The sequence below is a fragment of the Acidovorax sp. DMC1 genome, from assembly GCF_056314325.1.
This window is the reverse complement of the sequence record NZ_JBQUYO010000002.1, coordinates 174,746-198,273: the sequence shown is the minus strand read 5'-3', so window position 1 is coordinate 198,273 and position 23,528 is coordinate 174,746. Positions and strand designations below refer to the sequence as shown.

The window sequence follows — 23,528 nt, the reverse complement described above, 5'->3', positions numbered from 1 at the left end:
CACCAGACCACACTGCCTTCCTGCAGGCGCCCGCCGTATGTCACCACCCAAGCCGGCCAAAAGGGAGCCTTGCATGAGCCGCGCCGTGCCCGATGTCCCCATCGCCGAGCTGAACGCCCGCACCGAGCATGTGAAGCTGCTGGATGTGCAAGTGCTCTCCGACAACTGGTATGTGCTGCGCAAGGTCACCTGCTCACAGCGCAGGCGCGACGGCCAATGGCAGACGATGAGCCGCGAGGCTTATGACCGGGGGAACGGCGCTGCGCTGCTGTTGTTCGATCCGCGCCGTAGCACGGTGGTACTCACGCGCCAGTTCCGGCTGCCCGCTTTTCTCAACGGCTGCGCCGACGGTCTGCTGATTGAGACCTGCGCAGGCCTGCTCGACGGCGACGACCCCGAAACTTGCATCCGCCGCGAGGCCGAGGAAGAAACCGGCTACCGCGTGCGCCAGCCGCGCAAGGTGTTCGAGGCCTACATGAGCCCAGGTTCGGTGACGGAAAAGCTGCACTTTTTCATCGCGGAATACGACCCCGGTGACCGGATCCGCAGCGGCGGTGGGCTGGAGGGGGAGGGTGAAGACATCGAGGTGATCGAGATGCCGCTGGCCGACGCCCTGGCGGGCATTGCCAACGGCACGATTCAGGACGGCAAGACCATCATGCTGCTGCAGCATGTGGCCTTGGAGCTGCGAGGCACCGCCCGGTAAAAAAGCGTCCCCCACAGGTCATCAGGGCCGCACCAGCCGCAGTGGCTCGCCCACGCGCGCCTTCACCACGTCGTCGCGGTGGAAGGGCAGGGTGTGCCAGCGCTTGGCCGAGAACTCGCGCATCTGGTCATTGGCGTGGGGCGATGCGGGGTTGGTGGACTGGCCGTAGGTCAGGATGGCCTGGGCCACCGGGCCCTTGGCGTCGAAGGTCACGGTCTGCACATAGCTGGTGCCGTAGTCGATGCGCAGGCCTGCCTTGTTGATGGGCGCGGGCTCCTGGCGGCCCAGGTTGTTGAGCACGCCTTCAAACTCCTCGCCGCCGTGCAGCGCAACCGCTTCTTCGGTGATGGCGGGGCGTTGCACGCTGCCCAGCGTGGCGTCGAGCGTGTAGCCGCTGGTGCGGATGGCTTTGACGGCGCCGTCCAGCGCCTCCCACACCTTGGCGGCGGTGGCAGCGTCATCCATCTTCAGGCCTGCCGGGGTGGCCACGGGTTGCGCAGGGTCGAAGGGCACGCGGTGCACGCCGGGGATGTTGCGCGCGGTGCGCCAGAACTCGCGGAACACATGGGCGCCGCGGGCATCGATGTTGTTGCGGCGGTCCCAGCCTTTCAGGGCCGCGCAGCCGTCGCGCGATTCGGCCGTGGGCGCCTTGTCGCAGGCGGCCAGCAGGTCGGGCACCACCACTTGTGCCATGAAGTTGCGGTTCTCGAACAACTGGCCCTGGATGGCCTGCAGCGTGACCTTGCCGCGGCTGAGCATTTCAGGAATCTCCGCCAGACCGGCGCGGGTGCGTGGCCGGGTCAGGCTGGCGTCGCCCACCAAGGGCGAGATGCCGTCAAACTTCTGGCCGGGGTGGGTGTAGACAAAGCTGTCGTTGCTGTTATGCACCCAGTCTGTGCGGAAGGCCACCGGCATGCGGCCGATGGGGATGAGTCCCGGCACGGGTGATGCGCTGTCGCGGCGCCAGTCGCACTCGGCGCGTGATCCGTTCAGCACCACCAGGCCGGCTGCAGCGCGCAGTGCGGCGGCGGGCTGGCTGGGGGCGCAACGGGCGAGTTGGGCGGCGTCCACATCGGGCACCACGCTCACGTCGGCATACATGGTCTGGCCGCTGCGGTCCGCCGCCAGGGTGTTCACCCAGGGCAGGCCCAGGTTGGCGTGGGCCTTGTGCAGGTCTTGCACCGAGCGGGCACGCGCAAAGGCCAGGGCCGCATCCATCATGCGGGTGTTGCCGGTGTTGGCGTCGCGCAGGGCGTAGGCGGTCTTGGCGTTCCAGGTCAGGCCCGCGCGGGGCACCACCACCAGCGGGCCCCAGCGGGTGGACCACACGGTGTGCTCTTGCGTCTGCAGCTTGCCGTCCGGGCCGGGGATCTGCGCGCTGACCTTGCGGGCGGTCATCTTCTCGGGCATGCCGTCCACCAGGTAGGTGGTGGGGTCGCCTTCGGCCAGCATCACTTCGTAGAAGGTGAAGCGCTTGCCGGTGGACACCGTGTGCGACCAGGCCACGTCCTTGTTGAAGCCGATGGAGACCATGGGGTAGGTGCCGATGCCCACGCCCATCACGTCCATCTGACCGGGGATGGTGAGGTGCATTTCATAGAAGCGGTTGGGGCCGCTCCACGGGAAGTGCGGGTTGCCCAGCAGCATGCCGCTGCCGTTGGCCGTCACGTCCTTGCCAAAGGCCCAGGCGTTGGAGCCCAGGGGCGAGTCGAGCAGGCCCACATCGCGCAGCGCCTGGGCGGCATCGGCCAGGTTCACGTCAGCGGCGGGTGCCTGCGCCGCCTTGGCGGCGGGCGGCTGGGCGCCCAGCATGCCGTCGGCCAGCGCGGCAATGCCGGCCTGCACGGCCACCACCTCGGCCATGCGGCGGTACTGGGCCATGGTCATGGGTTGCACCCAGGGCTTGCCCCGGCAGGCCTCGGGCAGCGTGGCGGCGTTGTCGGCCAGAAAACGGTTGTAGCCTGCCACATAGCCGCGCGCCAGGGCCTGCGTTTCGGCACTGGTCTGGGCCCAGGCGCGCTCCAGCATGGCGTCGTCCATGTGGGCGGCCATGAACAGGTCGATCTGCGCGTTGGGGATGTAGCGGCGGCCCAGCAGCCCGATGGTCTGGGCGCCGAAGGTGCTGCTGCGCTGGCCGCGCGCGGTGACGAGCTGGTCGGCCGTCATGCAGACGTTGTCTTGCGCGTAGGCGTACGCCACGCCATAGGCCAGCGACTCGGGGTCGTTCGCGGTTATGTGCGGAATGCCGTAGCTGGTGCGCTCAATGGTCACGTTGCGGTCTGTGCCTGCAGCGCCTGGCTGGCTGGCACAGCCCGCCAGAAAGAGGGCGGTGCAGGCCGCGGCCAGGGTGGTCAGGGCCATTGAAAGGCTGCGGTGGGTTGAGGGTTCGTGCATGGGTGGGTGTCTCCGTTTGTGTGGGCCCGCAACGCAGGCAATGGCTGCGGGGCGCTGTCGTCGCATGGTCATGCTACTGCCCGGTAACACTGTCAAGCGGTGGCGGTTTGGCCACAAAGGGTGGCAAGATCGCCACCATGTCCACTGCCAAAACTGCACTGCCGTCCTGCCTGAACGTGGGCATCCTCTGGGGGCACGGCAGCATTGCAAGCACCGCCGCCGCTGCAGTGGACGCCCTGCGCGCCATGAACATGCTGGCGGCGATGCGCCCCGGGGGCGCGCAGCCTGTGGTGCGCTGGTTCTGGCTGCGCATGCCGCAGGAGCGCGATGCCGCACCGCCGCCGGTGCCCGGCGCAGAACAGGGCCCAGAGGTGCTGGATGTGGTCGTCATCCCCGGTTGGCTCGTCCCTACCGGGCCGCAATTGCGCGAGATCAGTCAACGCTACAGCCAGCACTTTGGCGCCATGCTGCGGGGCCACCTGCAGCGGGGCGGGCTGGTGGCGGCGCTGTTCAACGGGTCCAGCCTGCTGGCGCACTGTGGCCTGCTGGCGGGGCGCAAGGCGGCGTTGCCGTGGGTTTTTGCGCCGTCCATCGTGCTGCAGTCCAGCGAGAGCGGCGCCAGAACGGCCGATGCGGCTGAAGTGATCTGGCAGCGGGAACGAACCTGGCAGCGCGATGGCGCCCTATGGACCACGGCCTCGCTGCAGGACACCCTGGCGGCCATGCTGGACCTGCTGGCCCAGACACCGGCGGCCGAGCTGGCGCAGGCCGCATCGCACGCGCTGCTGTTCGACCCCCAGCGCCAGCTGACCGCCACCACCGCCATGGAGACCCCTACTGGCCACCCCCTGGCTGCGGGCGCGCTGGAGCAGGCGCGGCGCTGGCTGCAGGACCACCGCAACGAGCCCTACAGCCTGCAGGCCACGGCGCGCGCCGCGGCCACCAGCCCACGCACCTTGCTGCGCTGGTTTGCCCAGGTGCACGGCGAAACACCGCAGGACTACCTGCACCGGCTGCGCATTGCCCAGGCCCAGGCGCTGCTGCAGACCACCTACCTCACGGTGGACGATGTGGCGCAGCAATGCGGCTACAACGACACGGGCAGTTTTCGCAAGGTGTTCACCCGGGTGGCGGGGGTGACGCCAGGGGCCTACCGTCAGCGCTTCAAGCTGCGCACGTCGCGCAAGCAGTGGCTGGGGCGGCAGGGGCTGTCTGGCGACGATTCGCTGGTCTAGGTAGGCCGATGGCATTCGCTGTCGCTGGTGGGTATCTGCGCCAGCGCCTGCGGTGATAATGCGGAATTGCTATTGAATCAATAGCTGCTCAGGCATGATGGACTAGCGCTTGGTGCCGTTTTGATTCTCAAACTGTTTTTTTGCCGCCATTCTTCTCCATGCAAGCCCTGCTCGACGCCATTGCCGCCATGCCCCTGCCCACCGACGCCCAGCGCGTCTTCCACGGCCGGGGTGGTTTGTTTCCGGGCTGCGAGCAGTGGGTGCTGGACGCGTACCCGCCGGTGCTGGTGCTGACCAGCTTTGCGCCAGCCAGCGAAGCCGAACTGGAGACCATTGGCGCTGCGCTGCAGGTGCGCTGGTCTCAAATTGCACCTGCGGGCGAGCCGCTGAACTGGGTGTTCCAGCATCGGGGCGAGGCCCTGCGCATTGAAGGGCGCAGCGAAACGCGCCTGATGGCCGGTGCCGTGCCCGACCCCCATGTGGTCACTGAAGCGGGCCTGCGCTACCGCGTGCATGTGCTGCGCGGCCAGAACCACGGCCTGTTCCTGGACATGGCCGCGGGCCGCCGCTGGGTGCACGACTACGCCGCCGCGCGTAGCCAGGACCGCTACGGCCTCAAGGTGCTGAACCTGTTTGCCTACACCTGTGCTTTTTCTGTGGTGGCGCTGCAGGCTGGCGCCAAACAAGTGGTCAATGTGGACATGAGCCATGGCGCCATTGGCATCGGACAGCAGAACCACCAGCTCAACGGCATCACCTCGGGCGCCACCTTCCTGCCGCACGACATCTTCAGCAGCTGGGGCAAGATCAACCGCAGTGGGCCCTACGGCCTGGTCATCGTGGACCCGCCCAGCTACCAGAAGGGCAGCTTTGTCGCCACAAAGGACTACGCCCGCCTGATGCGCCGCCTGCCCGACCTGCTGGCCCCTGGCGGCCATGCACTGCTGTGCCTCAATGCGCCTGAGCTGGGGCTGGCCTTTTTGCAGGACCAGATGCAGGAGCTGGCGCCTGATCTGCGGTTTGTGGAGCGTGTGGCCAATCCACCCGTGTTTGCCGATGTGCAGCCGGAGCGGGCGCTGAAGGTGCTGGTGTACCAAGCGCCTGAACTGGCGGCGGCAGCCTAAGAGCGGCTGACAAAACTCAGCGAAGCGGTTCTGGCTAGGCGCTGTGTCGCATGCAGTACGAGCAGTACGACAAGACATGGCAACGACGCCAGAAGAGTCTTGTTAGCCGCTCTAAAACACCCCCATCCCCAGCCCCGCCGCCATGGCCTCTCCCAGCGCGCGGCAGCGCTCCAGGTCGGCCGGGCCAATCTGCTTGGGGGCCAGGATGGCCTCGGGCGTTTGCGCGTGGGTGCAGACGATCAGCGGGTCTGCCACCGGCCGCAGGCGCCAGCCGGTGGCGATGCGTGCGATCTGGCGGGCTGCGTTGGTGCCGTCGCTGCCAGCGCAGACCAGGCTGGCATAGGGGCGGCCATTGATCTGGTCGAGTGCGCCGTAGTACGTGCGGTCAAAAAAGTCCTTGAGCAGACCGCTCAACGCCGCCAGGTTTTCAGGCGTGGCAAACAGGTAGCCATCGGCCGCCAGCACATCGGCTACCTGGGCCTCGGGTGCACGCAAGAGCCGTACTGCCACCCCGCTGTCAGCCGCCTGGGCGCCAGCAACGGCGGCCTCCACCATCTGGCGGGTGCCGCCGGTGTGGGAGTGGTAGACGACAAGCAGGGTTTTGGTGGCGTGCATGGCGCCAGCATAGAGGACATGCATGCGGGTTTCTCCCCGCGCTGCTTTGCGCCACACAGCGTATGGGGCGCAGGGTTCGCTGACAGAATGGAGGCGTTCTGCATCCTGCACTTCCCGATTTCATGCATCTGACTTCCTCCGTGTCCCGCTGGCTGCACACCACGCGAGCGCGCCTGACCCTGCTGTTTGGCGGTACTGCTGTGGCCACCGGCCTGGCGGTGGGCTTGCTGGCCGACGAGTTGTTGACGCGCCAGCTCACGGACCTGAGCGGGCAGTCGCTCATGAACTCCAGCCAGCCGATTGCGCTGGCACTGGCCCAGGGCATGCAAGAGCGCGAGCGCGAGATTTCGCTGCTGAGCCACTTGCCGATGCTGACCCAGGGCTCGAGCTACGATCCGCAACTGCAGGCTCACTTGGAACAGCTCCGGCAGTCTTATCCGTTCTATTCATGGATTGGCGTGACCGACACCCAGGGCATGGTGCAGGTAGCTACCGGCAACTTGCTGCTGGGTCAGGATGTTTCTCAGCGGCCTTGGTTTGACGCAGGCCGCCAGGGCCCTTATGTGGGCGATGCGCACGACGCGGTGCTGCTGGATAAGGTGCTGCGCGCGCCGGGCAGCCAGGTGCCGCTGCGCTTCATGGACTATGCCTCGCCGGTGCGTGGTCAGGACTCGGCCTTCAAAGGCGTGGTCGCCGCCCATGTGAATTGGGCCTGGGTGCAGGACATCATCCAGCGCGCCAGCCCGTCCTCGCCCTTGGCGAGTGGGCTGGAGGTGATGCTGGTCAACAAGGATGGCGTGATCAACACCGAAGGTGCGGTGGATCAGCCCCGTGCGTCCTTGCCCATCCTGCCAGAGCCTGGCGCTTTCCGCGTGATGTCGTGGGGCGGTGCGTCCCCGCAGCCGTACCTGACGGCGGTCGTGTCTGTGCGCGCGCAGACCGCCACCGACCTGGGCTGGCTGCTGGTCACGCGGCAGCCGCTGGAGATGGCCCTGCAGCCCATCAGCCGTCTGCACACCCTGCTGGCGCTGTTGCTGGGGCTGATGGCGGCCTTGCTTGCCGGGCTGGCGTACTGGGTGGCACGGCGATTCAGCCAGCCGCTGGAGCGCCTGGCCCATGCCGCGCAAGAGGTGCAAGCCACCGGGCAGGTGGCCGCGCTCCACGTCGATGTGAAGACGCTGGAGTTTCAGTACCTGCGCTCGGCCCTGGAGAATATGGCGCAAGGCCTGCTGGAGGGGCGGGCCGCGCTGCAAAGCGCCAATGCCGAGCTGGAGCAGCGCGTGGCCGAGCGCACGCAGGCCCTGCACCAGAGCGAGCAGCGGTATCTCTCCATCCTGGAGGACCAGACCGAGATGATTTGCCGGTTTGATGCCGGCAACCGCATGACCTTTGTGAACGAGGCGTTCTGCCGTCTGTTCCACCTGCGCCGCGATGAGGTCGTGGGCCAGGTGTGGGCGCCCATCGTGCACCCGGACGACCTGCCCATGGTCACGCGGGCGCTGCAGGGTGTCAGCCCCGCACAGCCTGTGGTGGTGGTGGAAAACCGCGTGGTGGCGGGCGATGGCGCTATCCGCTGGTGCCAATTCAGCAACCGCGCGCTCTATGACGACGACGGCCAGTTGGTGGAGTGGCAGTCGGTAGGGCGTGACGTGACCGAGCGCCGACAGCTCGAAGCCGAGCTGGCACAGGCCTCCGAGCGGTTCCAGGACCTGTATGACCACGCCCCCTGCGGGTACTACGCGCTCGACCGCCAAGGCAAGTACGTGCACCTGAACCTGCTGACCCTGCAATGGCTGGGCCTGCCGCGCGAGGAGGTGATTGGCAAGCTGGGGCCGGCCGACTTTTTTGACGACGAAGGCAAGGCACTGTTCAACGCGTGTTTCCCGGTGTTCTTGCAGAACGGCAAGATCGGGCCGCTGGAGTTCAACCTGTGCGGCCGGGGCGGTGAGCAGCGCCGGGTGAGCGTGTCGTCCACCGCCATCCTCAATGCGCAGGGCGACTACGTGATGAGCCGCTCCATCATGTACGACGTGAGCGAGCTGCACGCCGCGCGCCAGCAATTGCACACGCTGAACCTGGAGCAGCAGGCAATGCTGGATAACGACCTGATCGGCATTGCCAAGGTCAAGGACCGCGTCATCGTCTGGCGCAACCCGGCGCTGGAGCGCATCTTTGGCTATGCGCCTGGCACGCTGCAGGGGCGCACAACCGAAGAGATGTACGTGGACCAGGAGGACTTTCTGGCCTTTGGCCGCGACGCTTATGCGGTGCTGGCCTCCGGCCAGCACTATCGGCAGCAGCGCCGCATGCGCAAGGTGACGGGCGAGATCGTGTGGATCGACGTCAACGGGGTGTTGCTGGAGGGGCAGGGCGAGTCGCTGTGGCTCATGCAGGACATCACGGAGATGAGACAGTACCAAGAGCAGGTGGAGCACATCGCGTTCCATGATGCGCTCACCCACCTGCCTAACCGGCTGCTGCTGGCCGACCGCATGACCCAGGCCTTCGCGCTGAGCGACCGCACCCAGACCCAGGTGGCGGTGTGTTATTTCGACCTCAACGGTTTCAAGCCCATCAACGACCGTTACGGGCACGACATGGGCGACGAGGTCCTCAAGATCACCGGCCGCCGCCTGCTGGAGCAGGTGCGGGGCAACGACACGGCGGCCCGCATCGGGGGGGATGAGTTTGTGCTGGTGCTCACCGCCGTGAAGGACCCGTCCGAGGTGGACCAGGCGCTGCGACGGGTGATGGCGGCCATTGAACAGCCCATTGACCTGGGTGGGGGGCGCGTGGTCCGTGTGTCAGCAGCAGTGGGCACGGCGCTTTACCCCCGCGACGGCACCACGAGCTTCGAGCTGCTGCGTGCGGCGGACCAGGCCATGTACGCCGACAAGGGGCATGTGTCGGCCGAGCGCAGCTTGTGACCCTTCCTGGGCCCCACTGCACCAATACCTATCAGTCGCCCTGCATCAGCACCCCAGTGATGTAGTCCCACTCAGACGCCTCCACCGGCGTGATCGAAAGGCGGCTGCCTTTTTGCAGCACCCGCATGTCCGCCAGTGCCGGGTGGGCGCGTAGCTCGGCCAGACTGATCAGCCGCGTCTTGCGAATGGCCTGCACGTCCAGCAACAGCCAGCGAGGGTTGTCTGCCGGGGACTTGGGGTCGTGGTAAGGCGATGTAGGGTCGAACTGGGTGGGGTCGGCGCGGGTGCCGCTGACCACGCGGGCCAGACCGGCAATGCCGGGCTCGGGGCAGCTGGAGTGATAGAACAGCACGCCGTCACCCACCTGCATCGCATCGCGCATGAAGTTGCGGGCCTGGTAGTTGCGCACGCCGGTCCACGGTACGGTGGCATCGGGCGCGGCCAGAGCGTCGTCGATGGAGCACTCGTCCGGCTCGGACTTCATGAGCCAGAACTGGGCGGGCCGAGCGCCGGGGGCGATGCTGGAGGAGGAAGGGGCAGTGACCATGCACGCATTCTGTCAAAGATGGAGCGGGTTATGGCAGGTGCCGGCGGGTCTGGAGGTGCTGCTGACGTATGGTGTTTGCTATACAAGTGATAGCTATTTGGGTATGTTCGACTAGCGCTTGTGGCCCAAAACACCACAAAAGACCCGTAAGCCCATCGTGTGGGGCCCGCCACCCGCACAGGCAGATTGCGCAGTGCTGGAGCGCGCCGCAGAATCTGGCATGGCAAGGTTCGTGGCCTCCATCGGCCGGCAGGCAGCCAATCCCCCGGCATTCTCAGCCCGCCAGTGGGCAGCGTCTTTTTCCCCGTTCATTCATGGCCAGACACTCATCCACACCCGCCGCGCAACGCACGCCCAGCTCGGTTGAAGGCAAGACCCAGCGCGCCGGCGGCTGGCTGCTGGGCCTGTTTGCCCTGCCATTTGCGGCTGTGGGCGTGGGCATGCTGCTGCTCAGCGTGCTGCCCACGCTGTACGACTGGGCACGCATGCAGTGGTGGCAGCCCGTGCCCGCCACGCTGGTGGCGGCACGCCTGGAGACCAGCCGCAGCAGCAAATCCAGCTCCTACACCGTCAAGGCCAGCTACCGCTACCAGGTGGCGGGGCGCGAATACCAGGGGGACCGCGTCGCGATCAGTGGCGGGGGCGACAACGTGGGCGATTTTCAGGAAGCGCTGGGTGCGCGGCTGGAACAGGCGTTGCGCGATGGCGCGCAGGTCCAGGTGTGGGTCCATCCGTCCGACCCGTCGGAGTCCGTCATTGACCGCAGCCTGCGGCCCGGCCTGCTGGCCCTGAAGATGGTGTTTGTGGTGGTGTTTGGCGGCGTGGGCGTCGGTCTGCTGGTGCATGTGCTGCGCCCCACCCGCGCCCCGCAGGGCAGTGCGGGCAGCAGCAGCCAGCCCCTGACGGCGGGCATGCCCGGGCGGGTGGAGCGCATACCCGGCGGGGTGACCATGTACTTTCCGGCGGGCCGGTGGTGGGGACTCAAGTTGGCACTGGCAGTGATGGGGACCGTGTTTCTGACCGTCGGGGCGCTGGTGCCCTGGGAGCAGGAGTCCTCCGGCGAGGTCGGACCGTGGCTGTTTCGCCTGCTGTTTGGCGGTGTGGGCGGTTTGGTGTTGCTGGGCAGCTTCTACGCCCTGGCCAACAGCCTGCGTGTGCAGCTGGACCACAACGGCCTGCGCACCGAGCGGCGTCTGCTGGGCCTGATGCTGCGCTGGCACCAGGTGCCCCCGCACGACATTGCCCGACTGTGGGTGGTGGAGAGCTACACGGTGGAGAGCAACAGCAAACGCGACGTTTACTACCGCATCACAGCCGAGCTGCGGGGCGGGCGGCAGCTCACCATCGCCCAGGACCTGAAAGGGCGCGCCCAGGCCGACAAACTCTTGGCATCGATTGGCGGCTGGACCGGCTACGCCACGCGCTGAGTGCTGCGGGCTCGCTGCGACGACTTCAACCGGCCTTTCTGAATGTGAGGTTGATGCGGTGCGTACCCGTCAACGGGTGGTGCGCCTCGGGCAAGGGCAGCACTCCATGAAAGCGCAAGCGCGCCGGTCCACCCCACACCACCACATCGCCGTGCAGCAGCGCGATGCGGCGGGTCTTGTCCGCCCGCTGCGCGCCGCCCCACAGAAACATCGCCGGAACGCCCAGCGACACGGACACGATGGGATGGGCGTAGTTGCCTTCTTCGCGGTCCTGGTGCAGTGACAGGCGCGCGCCGGGGGCATAGCGGTTGATGAGGCAAGCGTCGGGCGCAAAACCGGCGAAGCCAGCTGTGTCAGCGGCTTCGCGTGCAAGTTGGCGAAACAGCAGCGGCATGGCGGGCCATGCCTGGCCGGTCTGCGGGTCGATGGGGTCATACCGGTAGCCGCTGCGGTCACTCACCCAGCCCAGCGCGCCGCAGTTGGTCATGGCTACCGACATGGTCAGGCCGCCAGGGGTCACCAGGTGCCTGAAGGGTGCCTGGGCGGTGATCTGCTGCACGGCAGCCAGCAACTCCGCCGCCTGCGCCCGTGCAAAGCCGCGCAGCACCACGGCGCCGGGCTCCAGCACCTCGGGTGGCCCGGCGGGCTGGGGTGGGTCGTCGAACAGGCTGGAGGTCATGGCATCGGTCATTGTGGGCGAGTGTGCTGCCTGCAAGGGCACTGCGGGCACTGTGGGCGCAGCGTCACTCAGCATCATGAAAGATGATGCCCAGCGTGTGCCGCTGCCCGCTGCGCAGGCGGCTCACGCCATGGCGCATCTGCACGCGGTACGGCCCGCGCGTGCACTGCACGGGGCGGTGGTGCACGGCAAACACCACGGCGTCGCCGCGCGATAGCGGCACCACCTCGGCCCGCGACTGCATACGCGGGCGCTGTTCGGTCAGCACGAACTCGCCGCCGGAGAAGTCGCGCCCCGGCTCCGACAGCAGGATGGCCACCTGCAGCGGAAACACATGCGCGCCATACAGATCCTGGTGCAGGCAGTTGTAGTCGCCCGCAGCGTACTGCAGCAGCAGCGGGGTGGGGCGCACTTGGCCTGCCGCGTGGCAACGGCCGATGAAGTCGGCATGCTGCGCGGGGTAGCGCACGTCGATGCCCATCGCGGCGTTCCATTGGTTGGCGATGGGGGCCAGATGCGGGTACAGCGCCTCGCGCAGACCCGCCACCCGGTCAGGCAGCGGGTAGCTGAAGTACCGGTATTCACCCTGCCCAAAGCCGTGGCGTTGCATAACCACGCGGCTGCGAAACGTGCCCTCCGGCGCGTGCCCGTACAGCCGGGCCAGCGCTGCGCATTCGGTGGCGTCCAGCAGTTGTGGCAGCACGGCGTTGCCCTGCTGGTGCAGGGCCTCGGTGGCGGCCTGCCAGTCGATGGCGGCCGCGCGTTGGTGCCACGCGTCGTCCGCTGGCGTGCCGGGTGCTGAAGGAGCCGCCAAGCTCATGCCACCTTCTCCGCCGGCAGTGGGGTCGCTTCTGCATCGGATTCGCGCGCCAGCAGAGCGCGTTTGCGCTCCACGCCCCAGCGGTAGCCCGACAGCGCGCCATCGCTCTTCACCACCCGGTGGCACGGGATGGCCACCGCCAGCCCATTGGCCGCGCAGGCCTGGGCCACGGCCCGCACAGCCTTGGGGCTGCCGATGCGCTGCGCCACCTCGGCGTAGCTGGCCGTTTGTCCGGCCGGGATGGCCTGCAGCACCCGCCACACCCGCTGCTGGAACGCGGTGCCGCGCACATCCAGCGGCAGGTTCAGCCCCAGGCCGGGCGCCTCGACAAACGCCACCACCTGCGCCACCAGGGTTTCAAATGCGGCGTCGCTGCCGATCAGGCGGGCCTGCGCAAACCGGTCTTGCAGCTCGCGCAGCAGCGCATCGGGGTCGTCGCCGAGCAAGATCGCGCAGATGCCCCGGTCGCTCTGCGCTACCAAAATGGCGCCCAGCGAGCATTGGCCGATGGCAAAGCGGATGTCTTGCGACGCGCCCCGCGCACGGTACTGGCTGGGCCGCATGCCCAGCACCTGGGCCGACTGTTCGTAAAACCGGCTGCTGGACTGATAGCCCGCGCCATAGATGGCGTCCGTCACCGAGTCCGTGGTTGGGCTGTCCAGCGCGCTGCGCAGCCGCTGCGCACGCTGGGCCACCGCATAGGCCTTGGGGGTGAGGCCTGTGGCCTGCTTGAAGATGCGGTGCAGGTGCGAGGCGCTCAGGCCCACGCGCTCTGCCAGTGCATCGAGCGTGGGGGCGTCTCCGGGTGCGGCGCTTTCGATGATGCGGCAGGCCTCCGTCACAAGAGCCGCGTGGTGTGACAGCGCAGTGGCCTGGCGCGGCTTGCAGCGCTGGCAGGGGCGGAACCCGGCGCGCTCTGCTTCATCGCAACTGGCATGGAACAGCACGTTCTCCGGCCGGGGTGTGCGCGACGCGCAGCTGGGGCGGCAGTACACGCCCGTGGTCTGCACCGAGTACCAGAACGTTCCATCGGCCCCAGTGCTGCGCGCCAACACCGCCGCCCAGCGCGGGTCGGCCTGGGTGGCGGCGGCCTGCGCGGCTTTGGTGTTGGGGCGGTGGCGGGTGGGCATCGGGGCGCTGTGGGGCAGAAGGGTGGACACGTTCATCATGGTGCACGGCTCCCTAGATGGGTTGCAATGCCATGCACTCTAGGGACGGAGGCCGTGGGGCGCACTCCGAAGCTTGCTTTTGAATTCTGCGCTTTTGCGCAAGGTTCCTTGAGTGTATGAGTCCGCTCATTTATTGATAGCTGCCAGCGCATGATTTACTAGCGCTACAAGGCAAAACGCCCAAAAATCAGGTTTCAGGTGGCTGCAGCGGCCGGGGTCGCCGTTTGCCTGTACCGCCCCAGCGCAGCGCGTCTTCGCCGGGGATGCCCAGCGGGTTGTTGGCCGGTTCGGTCAGGGGCGCCAGCAGCGCATGCAGATCGGCCTCGCTGAACTTGACCGCGCCCTCGGCATCGTGCCCCAGCACGCCCTGGGCCAGCGCGGCCTTGCGGGCCTGCAGCTCGAGCATGCGCTCCTCAATGCTGCCTTCCACCACCAGCTTGTAGACGAACACCGGCTGGTCCTGCCCGATGCGGTGGGCGCGGGCGGTGGCCTGTTCTTCGACGGCGGGGTTCCACCACGGGTCCAGGTGGATCACGGTGTCGGCGGCGGTGAGGTTCAGGCCCAGGCCGCCGGCCTTGAGGCTCACCAGCAGGATGGCGGCGCTTGCGTCGCCCTGTGCCTGGAACTGCCGCACCACCGCGCCGCGCTGGCGGGGCGGCGTCTGGCCTGTGAGGGTGAGGTAGGGCAGGGCCAGGGTGTCGAGCAGCTCGCCCGCCAGCGCCAGCATTTCGGTGAACTGCGAGAACACCAGCACGCGGCGGCCTTCATCGACCAGGGCGGGCAGCAGGTCGGCCAGCAGTTCGAGCTTGGCGCGCTCCATCGAGTGCGATGTTTTCGTGGTGCCTTTGACGAGGCGTGGATCGCAGCAGACTTGGCGCAGTTTCAGCAGGGCATCGAGGATGGCGATTTGTGAACCCTCAAAGCCCTGCCGTTCCAGGGCGCGGCGCACCTGTTTGTCGGCCGTGGTGCGCACGGCCTCGTACAGCTCACGCTGCTTGCCTTGCAGCTGCACGCGCAAGGTGGTTTCGGTACGCGGCGGCAGTTCGGTGGCCACGTCCTGCTTGCTGCGGCGCAGGATGAAAGGGCGCACGCGCTGCGACAGCAGCTGGGCGCGCAAGGTTTCGCCGTTTTCCTCGATGGGCTTGCGCCAGCGGGCGTTGAAGCTGCGCACATCGCCCAGAAAGCCGGGCATCAAAAAGTCAAACTGCGCCCACAGCTCGCCCAGGTGGTTCTCCAGCGGCGTGCCCGTCAGGCACAGCAGGTGTGGCGCCTGCAGTTTGCGCAGGGCGCGGGCGCTGCGGCTGCCGGCGGTTTTCACCATCTGGGCTTCGTCCAAGATCAGCAGGTGAAAGGGCTGCGCGGCCAGTGCCTCCACATCACGCCAGAGCAGCGGGTAGGTGGTCAGCACCAAGTCATGGTCTGCGATGTGCAGGTACCGTTTGCCGCGGTCCGCGCCATGCAGGGCCAGCACGCGCAGGCTGGGCGCCATGCGCGCGGCCTCGGCCTGCCAGTTGAAGAGCAGCGAGGTGGGTAGCACCACCAGCGCCGGGCGCTTCAGCCGCCCGGCCTCCTTTTCGGTCAGCACGTGGGCCAGCGCCTGTGCGGTCTTGCCCAGGCCCATGTCGTCGGCCAAGATGCCGCCCAGGCCTTGGGCGCGCAGGTACTGCAGCCAGGCCAGGCCTTCAAGCTGGTAGGGGCGCAGCTCCACCTGCAGGCCCTGCGGTGCGGCCACCGGCTGGGGCGCGCCGATAGAGCGCAAGCGCTTGGCGAGCTGCGCCAGGCCCACGTCGCCCTGCAGCTGCCAGTCGTTGTTCCAGCCGTTCGCCGTGCCCACGCGGTGCGCCTGCACCAGCCCGGCGCGCAGGGCCTCAATGCGGCGGGCCTCCCAGGCACCCAGGCGCAGCGGGTCGCCATCCTTGAGTTGCTTTCGGGTGGGGTCGGTCAGCAGGTCCACCATGGCGCCCACGATGGCCTTGAGCGGCCCGGCGGGCGCCTCGATGTGCTTGCCGCCGGGCGCACGCAGCGAAATGATGGCGATGTCATCGATGGCGGCCATCTGCCGGGCGTTGAGCCAGCGGGCGTCGCGGCGCAGCAGGTCGGCCAGCATGGGGGCCAGATCCAGCGTTTCACCGTCGATCTCGATGCCCAGGCTCAGCAGCCAGGCGCCCTCGCGCTCGGGCAGCATGAGCTTTTGCACCGGGCGCTCGCGCGGGGCCAGCGGGCCGTCCACTTCCTTGCCCAGCAGCTCGCCGGTGTCGGGGGCGATCAGCAGCTTCCAGCGCGACACGGGCACGCTTTCGTGCGCAAAGCCGGGGTGCACCACCACGCTCCAGCCTTCGGTGCGCAACTGGGGCACCACGTCGGCCCAGAAGTCGCCAAAGTGCGCCTCTTGCGCCAGGGTCCACCCGGGGCCCAGGGTGGCAGCGGCTGCGCGGTGGCGCCACTGCAGGTTTTTGGCGTCCACGGGGGTCAGTCCCAAGTCCCATACGCGGTCCATGGCATCGGCCTCGGCGGCCAGGTTGCGCTGCATGCGCACCACCGGGCCACCGGTGTCGAACAGGTCTTGCACCGGGGCCGGGCGGGCGTTGAGGATGGAGGTGGGGGCCGGCGTCTGCCAGGTGGCGCCGCTGTCGGTGCGGTAGGTCCAGTCGATCTGCACCAGCGTCACGCTGTCACCGCGCGGTCCCAGCTTGCCCTGCGGCGCCATGCCCAACAGGCCGTCGCCTCGGCCCAGGGTCATGAGGGTGATGCGCGGGCGAAAGTGGCCGGGGACGACGCCATCGGGTGTGTCGGGCGTGGCGGGTGCCGCGCTGTGGTCCGGCCGGTGCCCGCCATCGCCCCGCAGCTGGGCCATGACCTGCGCGGCCTCGGCATCGGTCAGTGGGGGCAGCTGCTGCAGGGCGGCACTGTCAGCCCGGTTGCGCAGTGCCTGGGCCCATTGCGCGACCACATGGGCCCGGCCTGCGGGGGGCATTGGTGGAACGGGTGACGGCGGCAGGCTGGGCATGGGCTGGCATTGTGCCCATGCCTTGAGCGGGGTTGAACGCTAAGCGCTGCGTTGGGTGCCCAGCGCCAGCGCAAACAGCTCGTTGCGAAAGTGGATGCCCAGGCGGCTGAATGCGCGGTTGCGGTAGGTTTTGACGGTGGGCAGGCTCAGGCCCAGGTCGCAGGCAATGCCCTCTTGCGTCATGCCTTGGAGCAGGCGGGCGCACACGTCCAGCTCGCGCTCGGTCAGCCCTGCGTGGGCACGCAGCAGGCGTTCGCGCAGCGCAGGCAGGCTGTGGGACAGCGGGGGCACCGTGGCCTGCGCCGGGGGCTGCAGTGCGGGTTGCAGCACGCCGGGGCGCTGGGCCAGGGCGATGTGCTTGCGGGTCAGCGCCAGCAGCACCGGGGCCATGCCCTCAAAGTCGCTGATCTGTCGGTCCTGAAACGGCTTTTGGTGCTGGTGGCGGTAGAAGTTGACGGCAAAGACCGAGCCATCGCTCTCGTGTTCCACCACCGACACCCGCTCGGCCACTCCATGGGCTTCGTACACGCGGGCGCGGTGTTCTGCGTCCACCTCGGGCGCGGTCAGGTGGCACAGCTGGGTGGGTGCTTCGGCGGGGGCGGCTTCGTCCAGCGAGCGGCCCCAGGTGCGGTCGGTGCGGTAGGGGCCCGAGAGGTACGCCCACCAGCAGTCCTGCGTGGTGTCGGGAATGCCGTAACTGGCCGACATGAACAACGTGGGTTTGCAATGGCGCCCGGTGCGGTACACCGACCACGACGCTGCGGGCAGCACGGGGGCCAGCTCTTGCAGCATGCCGCAGGCAAACCCGTCGTCGCCCAGCTGGTGAACCATGGCGCCCAGGGCCGAGCCCGTGAGGTTGGGCGGGGGCACCATGCCGCTGCCCGAGGTGCTTGCAGGGAGCCAGTGCCTCATGGGTTGCGCGGGGTGTGCCGGGTGGGCGTTGTCATGGCTGTCATCTTCAGGGATGACAGGGGTCAAGCACCACGGGATTTACGCTAGGTACAACCCCGCAAGCAGGTTGGGTGCACGCCGCCCCTAGCCCCTTGCCTGCCAGACACCCGAAAGATGGAGCCCATGACCGAACCCGTGCCCTTTGTGGAACCTAGCTTGCGATTTTTTGCCGACCTGCGTGTGGAGGTGGGCGCGCCCCAGGAGGTAGGCCGCACCGTGCACGGCCTGCGCCGGCTCATCCCCATCCTGGGCGGGAAAGCCCTGGGCGATGGCTGGCAGGCCCGGGTGATGCCTGGCGGGGCGGATTTTCAGCTCATCGTGAGCGACACCCTGGCCGAGCTGGACGCGCGCTACACGCTGGAGGCGGACGGCGGCGACCTGATCTATGTGCAAAACCGTGCAGTGCGCTCCGGCCCGCCCGAGCTGATGGCCCGCTTGGTGCGTGGCGAGGTGGTGGACCCGGCGCAGATCTACTTTCGCTGCAGCCCCCAGTTCGAGACAGCGTCTCCCGCGTTGCGATGGATTGGCGAGCGCATGTTCACCGGCACCGGGGCGCGGTTCCCGGACGCCGTGGCCATGCGGTTCTGGGAGCTGATGTAGCCGCACCGCAGCCCTGCTATTCCTTTTTTTGATGACCGACAGCACACAACAACACCCTGGAGACCTTGTCATGACCTCTTTTTCCACGCTCACCCGCACCCTGTCCCGTGGACTCTCCCGCCGCCATGCGCTGCGCAGCGTCTGCCTGGCAGCCACGGTGGTGGCGGGCCTGGCCCCCGCCACTGGCGCCCTGGCGCAGACGGCAAGTTACCCCAACAAGCCAGTGCGCATCATCGTGGGCTTTCCGGCGGGCACGGGGCCGGACATCGTGGCGCGGCTGCTGGCGCAGAAGCTGTCGGAAGGCTGGGGCAACCTGGGTGTGATCGTGGACAACAAGCCCGGCGCCGGGGGCCTGATCGCTGCGACCGAGGCCGCACGGGCCACCCCTGACGGCTACACGCTGATGCTGGGCGAAACCGGCCAGCTCAGCATTGCGCCCAGCAGTTACAACAAGCTGCCTTATGACCCGCAAAAGGACTTTGCGCCTGTGAGCCAGGTGGTCACCGCCGACTTCGCGCTGCTGGTCAACCCGCAAAAGGTGCCGTCGCGCAATGTGAAGGACTTTGTGACCTGGACCCAGCAGCAAAAGGGCCTGTTCCTGGCCACTTTTGGCGCGGGTACCCCCGGTCACTTCGGCGCCTTCATGTTTGGCGAGGCTGTCAAGCTCAAGCCCGAACCCGTGCACTACAAGAACACCACCGATGCGCTGGGCGGCCTGTTCAGCGGTGATGTGCAGGGCGTGTTTGCCAGCGTGGGCCTGGCCGCGCCCAACGTGAAGGCCGGCAAGCTGGTGGCGCTGGGCACCACAGGCGGTACCCGGTCCAACGCGCTGCCCGACGTGCCCACCATCAAGGAGCAGGGCTACCCCAGCCTAGAGTTCAACTCGTGGTTTGGCATCGTGGCCCCTTCCAAGACGCCCCCCGAGATCGTCGCCAAGCTGAGCGCCGACATCATCAAGGCCGTGCAGTCGCCCGAGGGCAAGGCCAAGATGGAAGAGGCCGGTTTCCGCGTGACGGGCACCAACCGCGAAGAGTTCGCCCGCATCATCGCGGCCGACACGGTGACCTGGGGCAAGGCCGTGGCCGCCACGGGCTTCAAGGCCGACTGAGTCTGTACGGGCCCGTTATCACAGGGCGCAAAGCCCTGCGATAGCAGCAAGGCCCTTCGCCCTCCAAAAAATCTGCGCACCTTCTTCTGCGACGCCCTGACGGCCGTCGCCGGGCATTCCTGCGCCGATGGTTCAACCCCACAAGACCGATTCACCGAGGAGACCACCATGCCATCCCTGTCATTGGACACCCCCATCGCGCAACGCGTTGCGCTGCCCGCCGCCATGCTGCTGCCGTTGTTGCTCAGTGCCTGCGGCGGCGGTAACGCCGTGCTGGTGACCGAGAGCGCCAACCCGGCCGCCGCTTGCGCCGCATTGAGCACCAACGCGCAGCTCAGCAACACCAACTTGTCCACCAGCTATGTGCCACCCGGCACGCGCCGCCCCGGTGGCGCTGCGACGGGCGACTTTTTGCCCGGGCACTGCGTGGTCACGGGCGCCATCAACCCGCGTGTGGGTGTGGATGGCAAGAACTATGCGATCGGTTTTCAGCTCAGCCTGCCCGACCGGTGGAACGGGCGCTTTCTGTTCATCGGCGGGGGCGGCAACGACGGCATCCTGCGCGACACCTCGCTCAGCTCCAGCATTTCGGGCGGCACGCCGTCGCCGCTGGGGCAGGGCTTTGCGGTGGTGTCCACCGATGCGGGCCACACCGGCACCAGCGCCAGCTTTGGCGCCGACCCGCAAGCGCGCATCGACCACGCCTACAACTCCTACGACAAGACGGTCGTGGCCTCCAAGTCGCTCATCAGCACCCGCTACGGCCGCAAGCCGGACTACTCGTACTTCTCGGGCTGCTCCGGCGGCGGGCGCCAGGGCATGATGTTCTCGCAGCGGTTCCCGGACTACTTTGACGGCATCACTGCCGGCGCGCCCGCCATGCGCGTGTCCAGCGGCGCCACCGTGGCCGCGATGTGGAACACCATCCAGTTCAACGCGATTGCGCCGCAGGATGCCAGTGGCAAACGCATCCTCTCCAAGGCCTTCAGCAACAGCGACCTCAAACTGGTGGCCAACGCGGTCAATGCCACCTGCGACGCCGCCGACGGCGTGGTGGACGGCTTGGCCCAGAACGTCAATGCCTGCAAGGCGTTCGACCCCGCCGTGCTGCAATGCACAGGCGGCAAGACCGACAGCTGCCTGTCGTCCGCCCAGGTGGGTGCGCTCAAGAGTGTGTTTGCCGGGCCCCGCAACTCCGCCAGCAAGGCGCTGTACACCGGCCAACCGTGGGACGCCGGGCTGGCGGCACCGGGCTGGCGGTCGTGGACGCTGGGCAACTCGACCACGGCCACGCCCGATGCGCGCTACATCACGTTGATGGTGGATGCACTGGTCAACGAGTTCTTCACGCCGCCCGATCTGTCGTTCAACCCGCTGGCGTTCAACTTCGACACCGACCCTGCACGCATGGCAGCGTACTCGGCCATCTACGACACCTACGCCGACGACAAGCTGGCGGCCTACAAGCAGCGCGGCGGCAAGCTGTTGTTCATCCACGGCATGTCCGACCCGATCTTCTCGGCGTTTGACACCGTGGACTACTACGAACGCCTGGCGGCCAACAACGGCGGCCTCGCGGCGACGCAGAACTTTGCGCGAACCTTCCTGGTGCCCGGCATGAACCACTGCTCGGGCGGTCCAGCCACCGACAACTTTGACTCGATCCAGACCATGGTGGACTGGGTGGAGAAGGGCATTGCCCCGCAAAGCATTGCGGCCAAGGCACTGCCCACAAACACCGACTTCCCCAACCGCACGCGTCCACTGTGCCCCTACCCGCAATTCGCCAAGTACAAGGGCTCGGGCAGTGTGGAAGATGCCAGCAGCTTTGTCTGCTCGGCCAGTTGACGTGCAGCCGGTACGGCGTCGCTGCGACGAAAAAAGGGCCCTCGGGCCCTTTTTTCTTGTTGCCATTTGGCTCAGAGAGTCAGTGTTTTACCGCAGAGGCTGACGCCGGTGGCGGCAAGCGCAGCTGCGCCTGCTGCACCACACGGATGCAGTCACGCAGATGCTGCTCGCCCAGGTAGCGCAGGGTGGCGTAGCCGATGGTGGCCGCCACCGCCTGGCCTGCCAGGGGCACGTATTTGGCGACCTGCTTGGTGCTGAGGCGCAGCCCCACGGTCTGTGTGGCCCGCAAAACCAGCTCGCGCGTGATCAGCTTGCCGATGAGTACCGACCCTACCAAGCCCACCGCCTTTTGCACCTGCTCCCGCTTTTTGGGGTCCAGCTGGTCGATCTGCTCGGCTGTGAGGCCGAACTCAGCGTTGATCTGGGGGATCAGGCGGGAGAGCAGGGCGGCATCCACCGCCCAGTCTAGCCCCGGGACAGGCACCACGCTGGCCGCTGCTGCCACCACCGCGCGGCGGTGCAGCAGCTTGCGAGCGCGGCGCACGGCCGCAGCCAGTTCAGGGTCTCCGGCAGCCATTTGCAGTGAGGTGGGCATGGGTGGCAATTTGAAAGAGGGTGGGTGGACGAACGTGGGTGTTTAAGAACAGGTTCTACGCACCGATGTGGGCTACTCAGCGCGTTTTATCAAGTCTCAAGACTTGCCCTTGACGAGGCCATACACCACCAGCAAGGCGACGGCTCCGAGTACCGAGGCAATCCAGCCAGCACTGTCCCCCTGCGCATACCAGCCCAGGGCCATACCGACATAGCTGGCCAGAAAAGAGCCAGCAATACCCAGCAGCGCCGTCATGATCCAGCCCAGCTTGTCGTCCCCGGGTTTGACGGCCCGGGCGATCAGGCCCACCACCAAACCAATCAGCAACATCCCCAGCAATGACAGCATGTTTTTCCCCTTGATAGTTGGTTCAGACGATGGAGTCACTTTACAGATCGGGCAGTCCAAATGCTGTCGGACAATGCCCCCTGTCAGCGTCCCGCAGGCAGGGATGTGGTGGGAGATGCGGCCGCCGAGGGATGCAAGGGGCGGTCAAAAAGGCAGCGATCAAAGCGGTAGGCGTGCAATTCCATCCCCGATATCTGGTGGTCGGTGCGTGAACACACATAGCGTCCGGTCGGCAGGATGGCCCAGGCCGCCTCGGTGAGCAGGATCTCGTTGGCCATGGCAATGTCTTCGCCCAGTTTGCAGGCGCAGTTCATTTCGGGACCAAACAGGTCTTCGCGCGCAATCACCAGGGTGGGGCCAAAGCCAATGCCTGCGCTCACGTTCAGCGCCCGCTCGGGGGGGAGCACGGTGTTCATGGCGCTCAGGGCGCGCAGGGTGTCCAAGGCGGCCTCGAGCGCTTGCTCGGGCGTGGCGAAGACTGCAAACAGGTTGTCGGCCTCCTGCTTGATGACCTCGCCGCCGTTGCCCTCGATGGCCGGGCGCGCCGCCTGCTCCATCTGGTGGATCATCGCCAGGAAATGGATGATGCCGTGGCTCTGGGTGATGCGTGAGAAGCCGCACATGTCCAGCACCAGAATGGCCACGCTGCGCACAAACGCATGTTCAATCGCGGCATCAATCACGCCGGTGCCGCTGGCTGGCGTCTGGTTGCGCTCGGACAGCAGGCGCCGTAGATAGCCCTTGTCATGTGCAGCCGCTGCGTGGGGAGGCAGTGCGGGAGGGTGGTTCATGGCAATGCTCTGTGGGTGGTGTCCGACATGGTAGCGCGGCCCGTGCTGGCGCTTTGCAGGTCGTGCACGGGGCTACAGTGGGGCATGCAAAGGGCAGTTGGGTGCATCTCGCAGTTGCAACCGCCGCAAACTTTATCAAGACAGAAAGGTGTACCGACCATGTTCACTTCGTCCTCCACTCTCCTCACTTCTGGCTCCGTGGCATCGGCCGGGGCCCAGCGCCGGTCATGGAGTCTTTGGGTGGCGCGTCCAGCTGCCGTACTGGTTTCGGCCCTGGCCTTGGGCGGTGCGCTGTCGTTACCGGCAGCTGCGCAGTCCCAAAGCGACGAGGCTTCGCTGGCTCGGGGCGCAGTGCCTGATACCACGCCGCAGCAACGTTATCAGTCTGCGATTCGCGAAGCGGGTGGCGGGCTCAAGGTGAGCCTGGAGGAGTGCCGTGCCATGCCGACGGCTGAGCGCAAGGGGTGTGAGTCCGAGGCCAGGGCACGCTACCAGGCCGATATGGCAGCTGCCAAGGCACTGCTGCGGGGCGATCCGTCTGCTGGGCCCGTCAATGTGACGGGTGGCCCGATCCGCAGCACCGAGACGGTGTACGTGGTCAAGCCCTGATCCCCACGGCTTGCCAATGGGCAAGCCG

At 67.2% G+C, this 23,528-nt stretch carries 20 protein-coding genes; 9 read left to right on the top strand and 11 right to left on the bottom strand.

What is annotated here, in order from left to right; genetic code table 11:
- The first annotated feature begins 73 nt into the window (after positions 1 to 73).
- Positions 74 to 706, top strand: a complete 633-nt coding sequence (locus tag ACT531_RS05325) for an NUDIX domain-containing protein (protein WP_476016749.1) — start codon at positions 74 to 76, stop codon at positions 704 to 706.
- A 21-nt stretch (positions 707 to 727) separates the two neighbouring features.
- Here the strand turns inward: ACT531_RS05325 and ACT531_RS05320 are convergent, their stop codons facing one another.
- Positions 728 to 3,100 (bottom strand): penicillin acylase family protein, encoded by a 2,373-nt coding sequence (locus tag ACT531_RS05320; RefSeq protein WP_476016748.1) that lies wholly within the window; start codon positions 3,098 to 3,100, stop codon positions 728 to 730.
- 137 nt (positions 3,101 to 3,237) lie between these two features.
- Here ACT531_RS05320 and ACT531_RS05315 point away from each other — a divergent pair, with 137 nt between their 5' ends.
- Positions 3,238 to 4,335, top strand: coding sequence for a GlxA family transcriptional regulator (locus ACT531_RS05315; RefSeq protein ID WP_476016747.1), 1,098 nt, complete (start codon positions 3,238 to 3,240; stop codon positions 4,333 to 4,335).
- A gap of 158 nt (positions 4,336 to 4,493) precedes the next feature.
- The gene (locus ACT531_RS05310) at positions 4,494 to 5,459 is read left to right on the top strand and encodes a class I SAM-dependent methyltransferase (protein ID WP_476016746.1); all 966 of its coding nucleotides are present in this window, start codon (positions 4,494 to 4,496) and stop codon (positions 5,457 to 5,459) included.
- A 111-nt stretch (positions 5,460 to 5,570) separates the two neighbouring features.
- On the opposite strand, the gene ACT531_RS05305 is transcribed toward ACT531_RS05310, so the two are convergent.
- Complete coding sequence (locus ACT531_RS05305; RefSeq protein WP_476016745.1) at positions 5,571 to 6,074, bottom strand: flavodoxin family protein; 504 nt, start codon at positions 6,072 to 6,074, stop codon at positions 5,571 to 5,573.
- A gap of 122 nt (positions 6,075 to 6,196) precedes the next feature.
- Between ACT531_RS05305 and ACT531_RS05300 the strand changes: the two genes are divergently transcribed.
- The gene (locus ACT531_RS05300) at positions 6,197 to 9,001 is read left to right on the top strand and encodes a PAS domain S-box protein (protein WP_476016744.1); all 2,805 of its coding nucleotides are present in this window, start codon (positions 6,197 to 6,199) and stop codon (positions 8,999 to 9,001) included.
- A 31-nt stretch (positions 9,002 to 9,032) separates the two neighbouring features.
- Here the strand turns inward: ACT531_RS05300 and ACT531_RS05295 are convergent, their stop codons facing one another.
- Positions 9,033 to 9,548: an EVE domain-containing protein gene (locus ACT531_RS05295; RefSeq protein WP_476016743.1), complete on the bottom strand. Its 516-nt coding sequence runs from the start codon at positions 9,546 to 9,548 to the stop codon at positions 9,033 to 9,035.
- Between the two features lie 314 nt (positions 9,549 to 9,862).
- On the opposite strand from ACT531_RS05295, the gene ACT531_RS05290 reads away from it, so the two are divergent.
- A complete protein-coding gene (locus ACT531_RS05290) occupies positions 9,863 to 10,975 on the top strand; it encodes a DUF3592 domain-containing protein (protein WP_476016742.1) in 1,113 nt (370 codons plus the stop codon).
- A 25-nt stretch (positions 10,976 to 11,000) separates the two neighbouring features.
- On the opposite strand, the gene alkB is transcribed toward ACT531_RS05290, so the two are convergent.
- The 5 genes from alkB to ACT531_RS05265 all read right to left on the bottom strand — a co-directional run bounded on the left by alkB (position 11,001) and on the right by ACT531_RS05265 (position 17,562).
- Positions 11,001 to 11,654 carry a DNA oxidative demethylase AlkB gene (gene alkB / locus ACT531_RS05285; RefSeq protein ID WP_476016741.1) on the bottom strand — a complete coding sequence of 218 codons (654 nt, stop codon included), beginning with the start codon at positions 11,652 to 11,654 and terminating at the stop codon, positions 11,001 to 11,003.
- 64 nt (positions 11,655 to 11,718) lie between these two features.
- Positions 11,719 to 12,474, bottom strand: coding sequence for a 2OG-Fe(II) oxygenase (locus ACT531_RS05280; protein ID WP_476016740.1), 756 nt, complete (start codon positions 12,472 to 12,474; stop codon positions 11,719 to 11,721).
- Positions 12,471 to 13,604, bottom strand: coding sequence for a bifunctional DNA-binding transcriptional regulator/O6-methylguanine-DNA methyltransferase Ada (gene ada / locus ACT531_RS05275; RefSeq protein WP_476016995.1), 1,134 nt, complete (start codon positions 13,602 to 13,604; stop codon positions 12,471 to 12,473). The genes ACT531_RS05280 and ada overlap by 4 nt, the downstream gene beginning before the upstream one ends.
- 226 nt (positions 13,605 to 13,830) lie before the next feature.
- The gene (locus ACT531_RS05270; RefSeq protein WP_476016739.1) at positions 13,831 to 16,650 is read right to left on the bottom strand and encodes a DEAD/DEAH box helicase; all 2,820 of its coding nucleotides are present in this window, start codon (positions 16,648 to 16,650) and stop codon (positions 13,831 to 13,833) included.
- 39 nt (positions 16,651 to 16,689) lie between these two features.
- A complete protein-coding gene (locus ACT531_RS05265; protein ID WP_476016738.1) occupies positions 16,690 to 17,562 on the bottom strand; it encodes a helix-turn-helix transcriptional regulator in 873 nt (290 codons plus the stop codon).
- Positions 17,563 to 17,724: 162 nt separating this feature from the next.
- Here ACT531_RS05265 and ACT531_RS05260 point away from each other — a divergent pair, with 162 nt between their 5' ends.
- The 3 genes from ACT531_RS05260 to ACT531_RS05250 all read left to right on the top strand — a co-directional run bounded on the left by ACT531_RS05260 (position 17,725) and on the right by ACT531_RS05250 (position 21,157).
- A complete protein-coding gene (locus ACT531_RS05260; protein WP_476016737.1) occupies positions 17,725 to 18,201 on the top strand; it encodes a DUF3237 domain-containing protein in 477 nt (158 codons plus the stop codon).
- A gap of 70 nt (positions 18,202 to 18,271) precedes the next feature.
- A complete protein-coding gene (locus tag ACT531_RS05255; RefSeq protein ID WP_309824266.1) occupies positions 18,272 to 19,309 on the top strand; it encodes a Bug family tripartite tricarboxylate transporter substrate binding protein in 1,038 nt (345 codons plus the stop codon).
- Between the two features lie 168 nt (positions 19,310 to 19,477).
- Complete coding sequence (locus ACT531_RS05250) at positions 19,478 to 21,157, top strand: DUF6351 family protein (protein ID WP_476016736.1); 1,680 nt, start codon at positions 19,478 to 19,480, stop codon at positions 21,155 to 21,157.
- A 79-nt stretch (positions 21,158 to 21,236) separates the two neighbouring features.
- On the opposite strand, the gene ACT531_RS05245 is transcribed toward ACT531_RS05250, so the two are convergent.
- From ACT531_RS05245 to ACT531_RS05235, 3 genes are all read right to left on the bottom strand, one after another.
- Positions 21,237 to 21,752, bottom strand: coding sequence for a hypothetical protein (locus ACT531_RS05245; protein ID WP_110958627.1), 516 nt, complete (start codon positions 21,750 to 21,752; stop codon positions 21,237 to 21,239).
- A 96-nt stretch (positions 21,753 to 21,848) separates the two neighbouring features.
- Positions 21,849 to 22,100: a GlsB/YeaQ/YmgE family stress response membrane protein gene (locus ACT531_RS05240; protein WP_015014032.1), complete on the bottom strand. Its 252-nt coding sequence runs from the start codon at positions 22,098 to 22,100 to the stop codon at positions 21,849 to 21,851.
- 83 nt (positions 22,101 to 22,183) lie between these two features.
- Positions 22,184 to 22,891 (bottom strand): adenylate/guanylate cyclase domain-containing protein, encoded by a 708-nt coding sequence (locus tag ACT531_RS05235; protein WP_476016735.1) that lies wholly within the window; start codon positions 22,889 to 22,891, stop codon positions 22,184 to 22,186.
- Positions 22,892 to 23,050: 159 nt separating this feature from the next.
- On the opposite strand from ACT531_RS05235, the gene ACT531_RS05230 reads away from it, so the two are divergent.
- Positions 23,051 to 23,500: a hypothetical protein gene (locus ACT531_RS05230; RefSeq protein WP_476016734.1), complete on the top strand. Its 450-nt coding sequence runs from the start codon at positions 23,051 to 23,053 to the stop codon at positions 23,498 to 23,500.
- Positions 23,501 to 23,528: the final 28 nt, after the last annotated feature.

Coding starts and splice junctions, on each gene's coding strand:
- ACT531_RS05325 (WP_476016749.1), top strand. CDS start 74: ATGAGCCGCGCCGTGCCCGATGTCCCCATCGCCGAGCTGAACGCCCGC.
- ACT531_RS05320 (WP_476016748.1), bottom strand. CDS start 3,100: ATGCACGAACCCTCAACCCACCGCAGCCTTTCAATGGCCCTGACCACC.
- ACT531_RS05315 (WP_476016747.1), top strand. CDS start 3,238: ATGTCCACTGCCAAAACTGCACTGCCGTCCTGCCTGAACGTGGGCATC.
- ACT531_RS05310 (WP_476016746.1), top strand. CDS start 4,494: ATGCAAGCCCTGCTCGACGCCATTGCCGCCATGCCCCTGCCCACCGAC.
- ACT531_RS05305 (WP_476016745.1), bottom strand. CDS start 6,074: ATGCACGCCACCAAAACCCTGCTTGTCGTCTACCACTCCCACACCGGC.
- ACT531_RS05300 (WP_476016744.1), top strand. CDS start 6,197: ATGCATCTGACTTCCTCCGTGTCCCGCTGGCTGCACACCACGCGAGCG.
- ACT531_RS05295 (WP_476016743.1), bottom strand. CDS start 9,548: ATGGTCACTGCCCCTTCCTCCTCCAGCATCGCCCCCGGCGCTCGGCCC.
- ACT531_RS05290 (WP_476016742.1), top strand. CDS start 9,863: ATGGCCAGACACTCATCCACACCCGCCGCGCAACGCACGCCCAGCTCG.
- alkB (WP_476016741.1), bottom strand. CDS start 11,654: ATGACCTCCAGCCTGTTCGACGACCCACCCCAGCCCGCCGGGCCACCC.
- ACT531_RS05280 (WP_476016740.1), bottom strand. CDS start 12,474: ATGAGCTTGGCGGCTCCTTCAGCACCCGGCACGCCAGCGGACGACGCG.
- ada (WP_476016995.1), bottom strand. CDS start 13,604: ATGCCCACCCGCCACCGCCCCAACACCAAAGCCGCGCAGGCCGCCGCC.
- ACT531_RS05270 (WP_476016739.1), bottom strand. CDS start 16,650: ATGCCCAGCCTGCCGCCGTCACCCGTTCCACCAATGCCCCCCGCAGGC.
- ACT531_RS05265 (WP_476016738.1), bottom strand. CDS start 17,562: ATGAGGCACTGGCTCCCTGCAAGCACCTCGGGCAGCGGCATGGTGCCC.
- ACT531_RS05260 (WP_476016737.1), top strand. CDS start 17,725: ATGACCGAACCCGTGCCCTTTGTGGAACCTAGCTTGCGATTTTTTGCC.
- ACT531_RS05255 (WP_309824266.1), top strand. CDS start 18,272: ATGACCTCTTTTTCCACGCTCACCCGCACCCTGTCCCGTGGACTCTCC.
- ACT531_RS05250 (WP_476016736.1), top strand. CDS start 19,478: ATGCCATCCCTGTCATTGGACACCCCCATCGCGCAACGCGTTGCGCTG.
- ACT531_RS05245 (WP_110958627.1), bottom strand. CDS start 21,752: ATGCCCACCTCACTGCAAATGGCTGCCGGAGACCCTGAACTGGCTGCG.
- ACT531_RS05240 (WP_015014032.1), bottom strand. CDS start 22,100: ATGCTGTCATTGCTGGGGATGTTGCTGATTGGTTTGGTGGTGGGCCTG.
- ACT531_RS05235 (WP_476016735.1), bottom strand. CDS start 22,891: ATGAACCACCCTCCCGCACTGCCTCCCCACGCAGCGGCTGCACATGAC.
- ACT531_RS05230 (WP_476016734.1), top strand. CDS start 23,051: ATGTTCACTTCGTCCTCCACTCTCCTCACTTCTGGCTCCGTGGCATCG.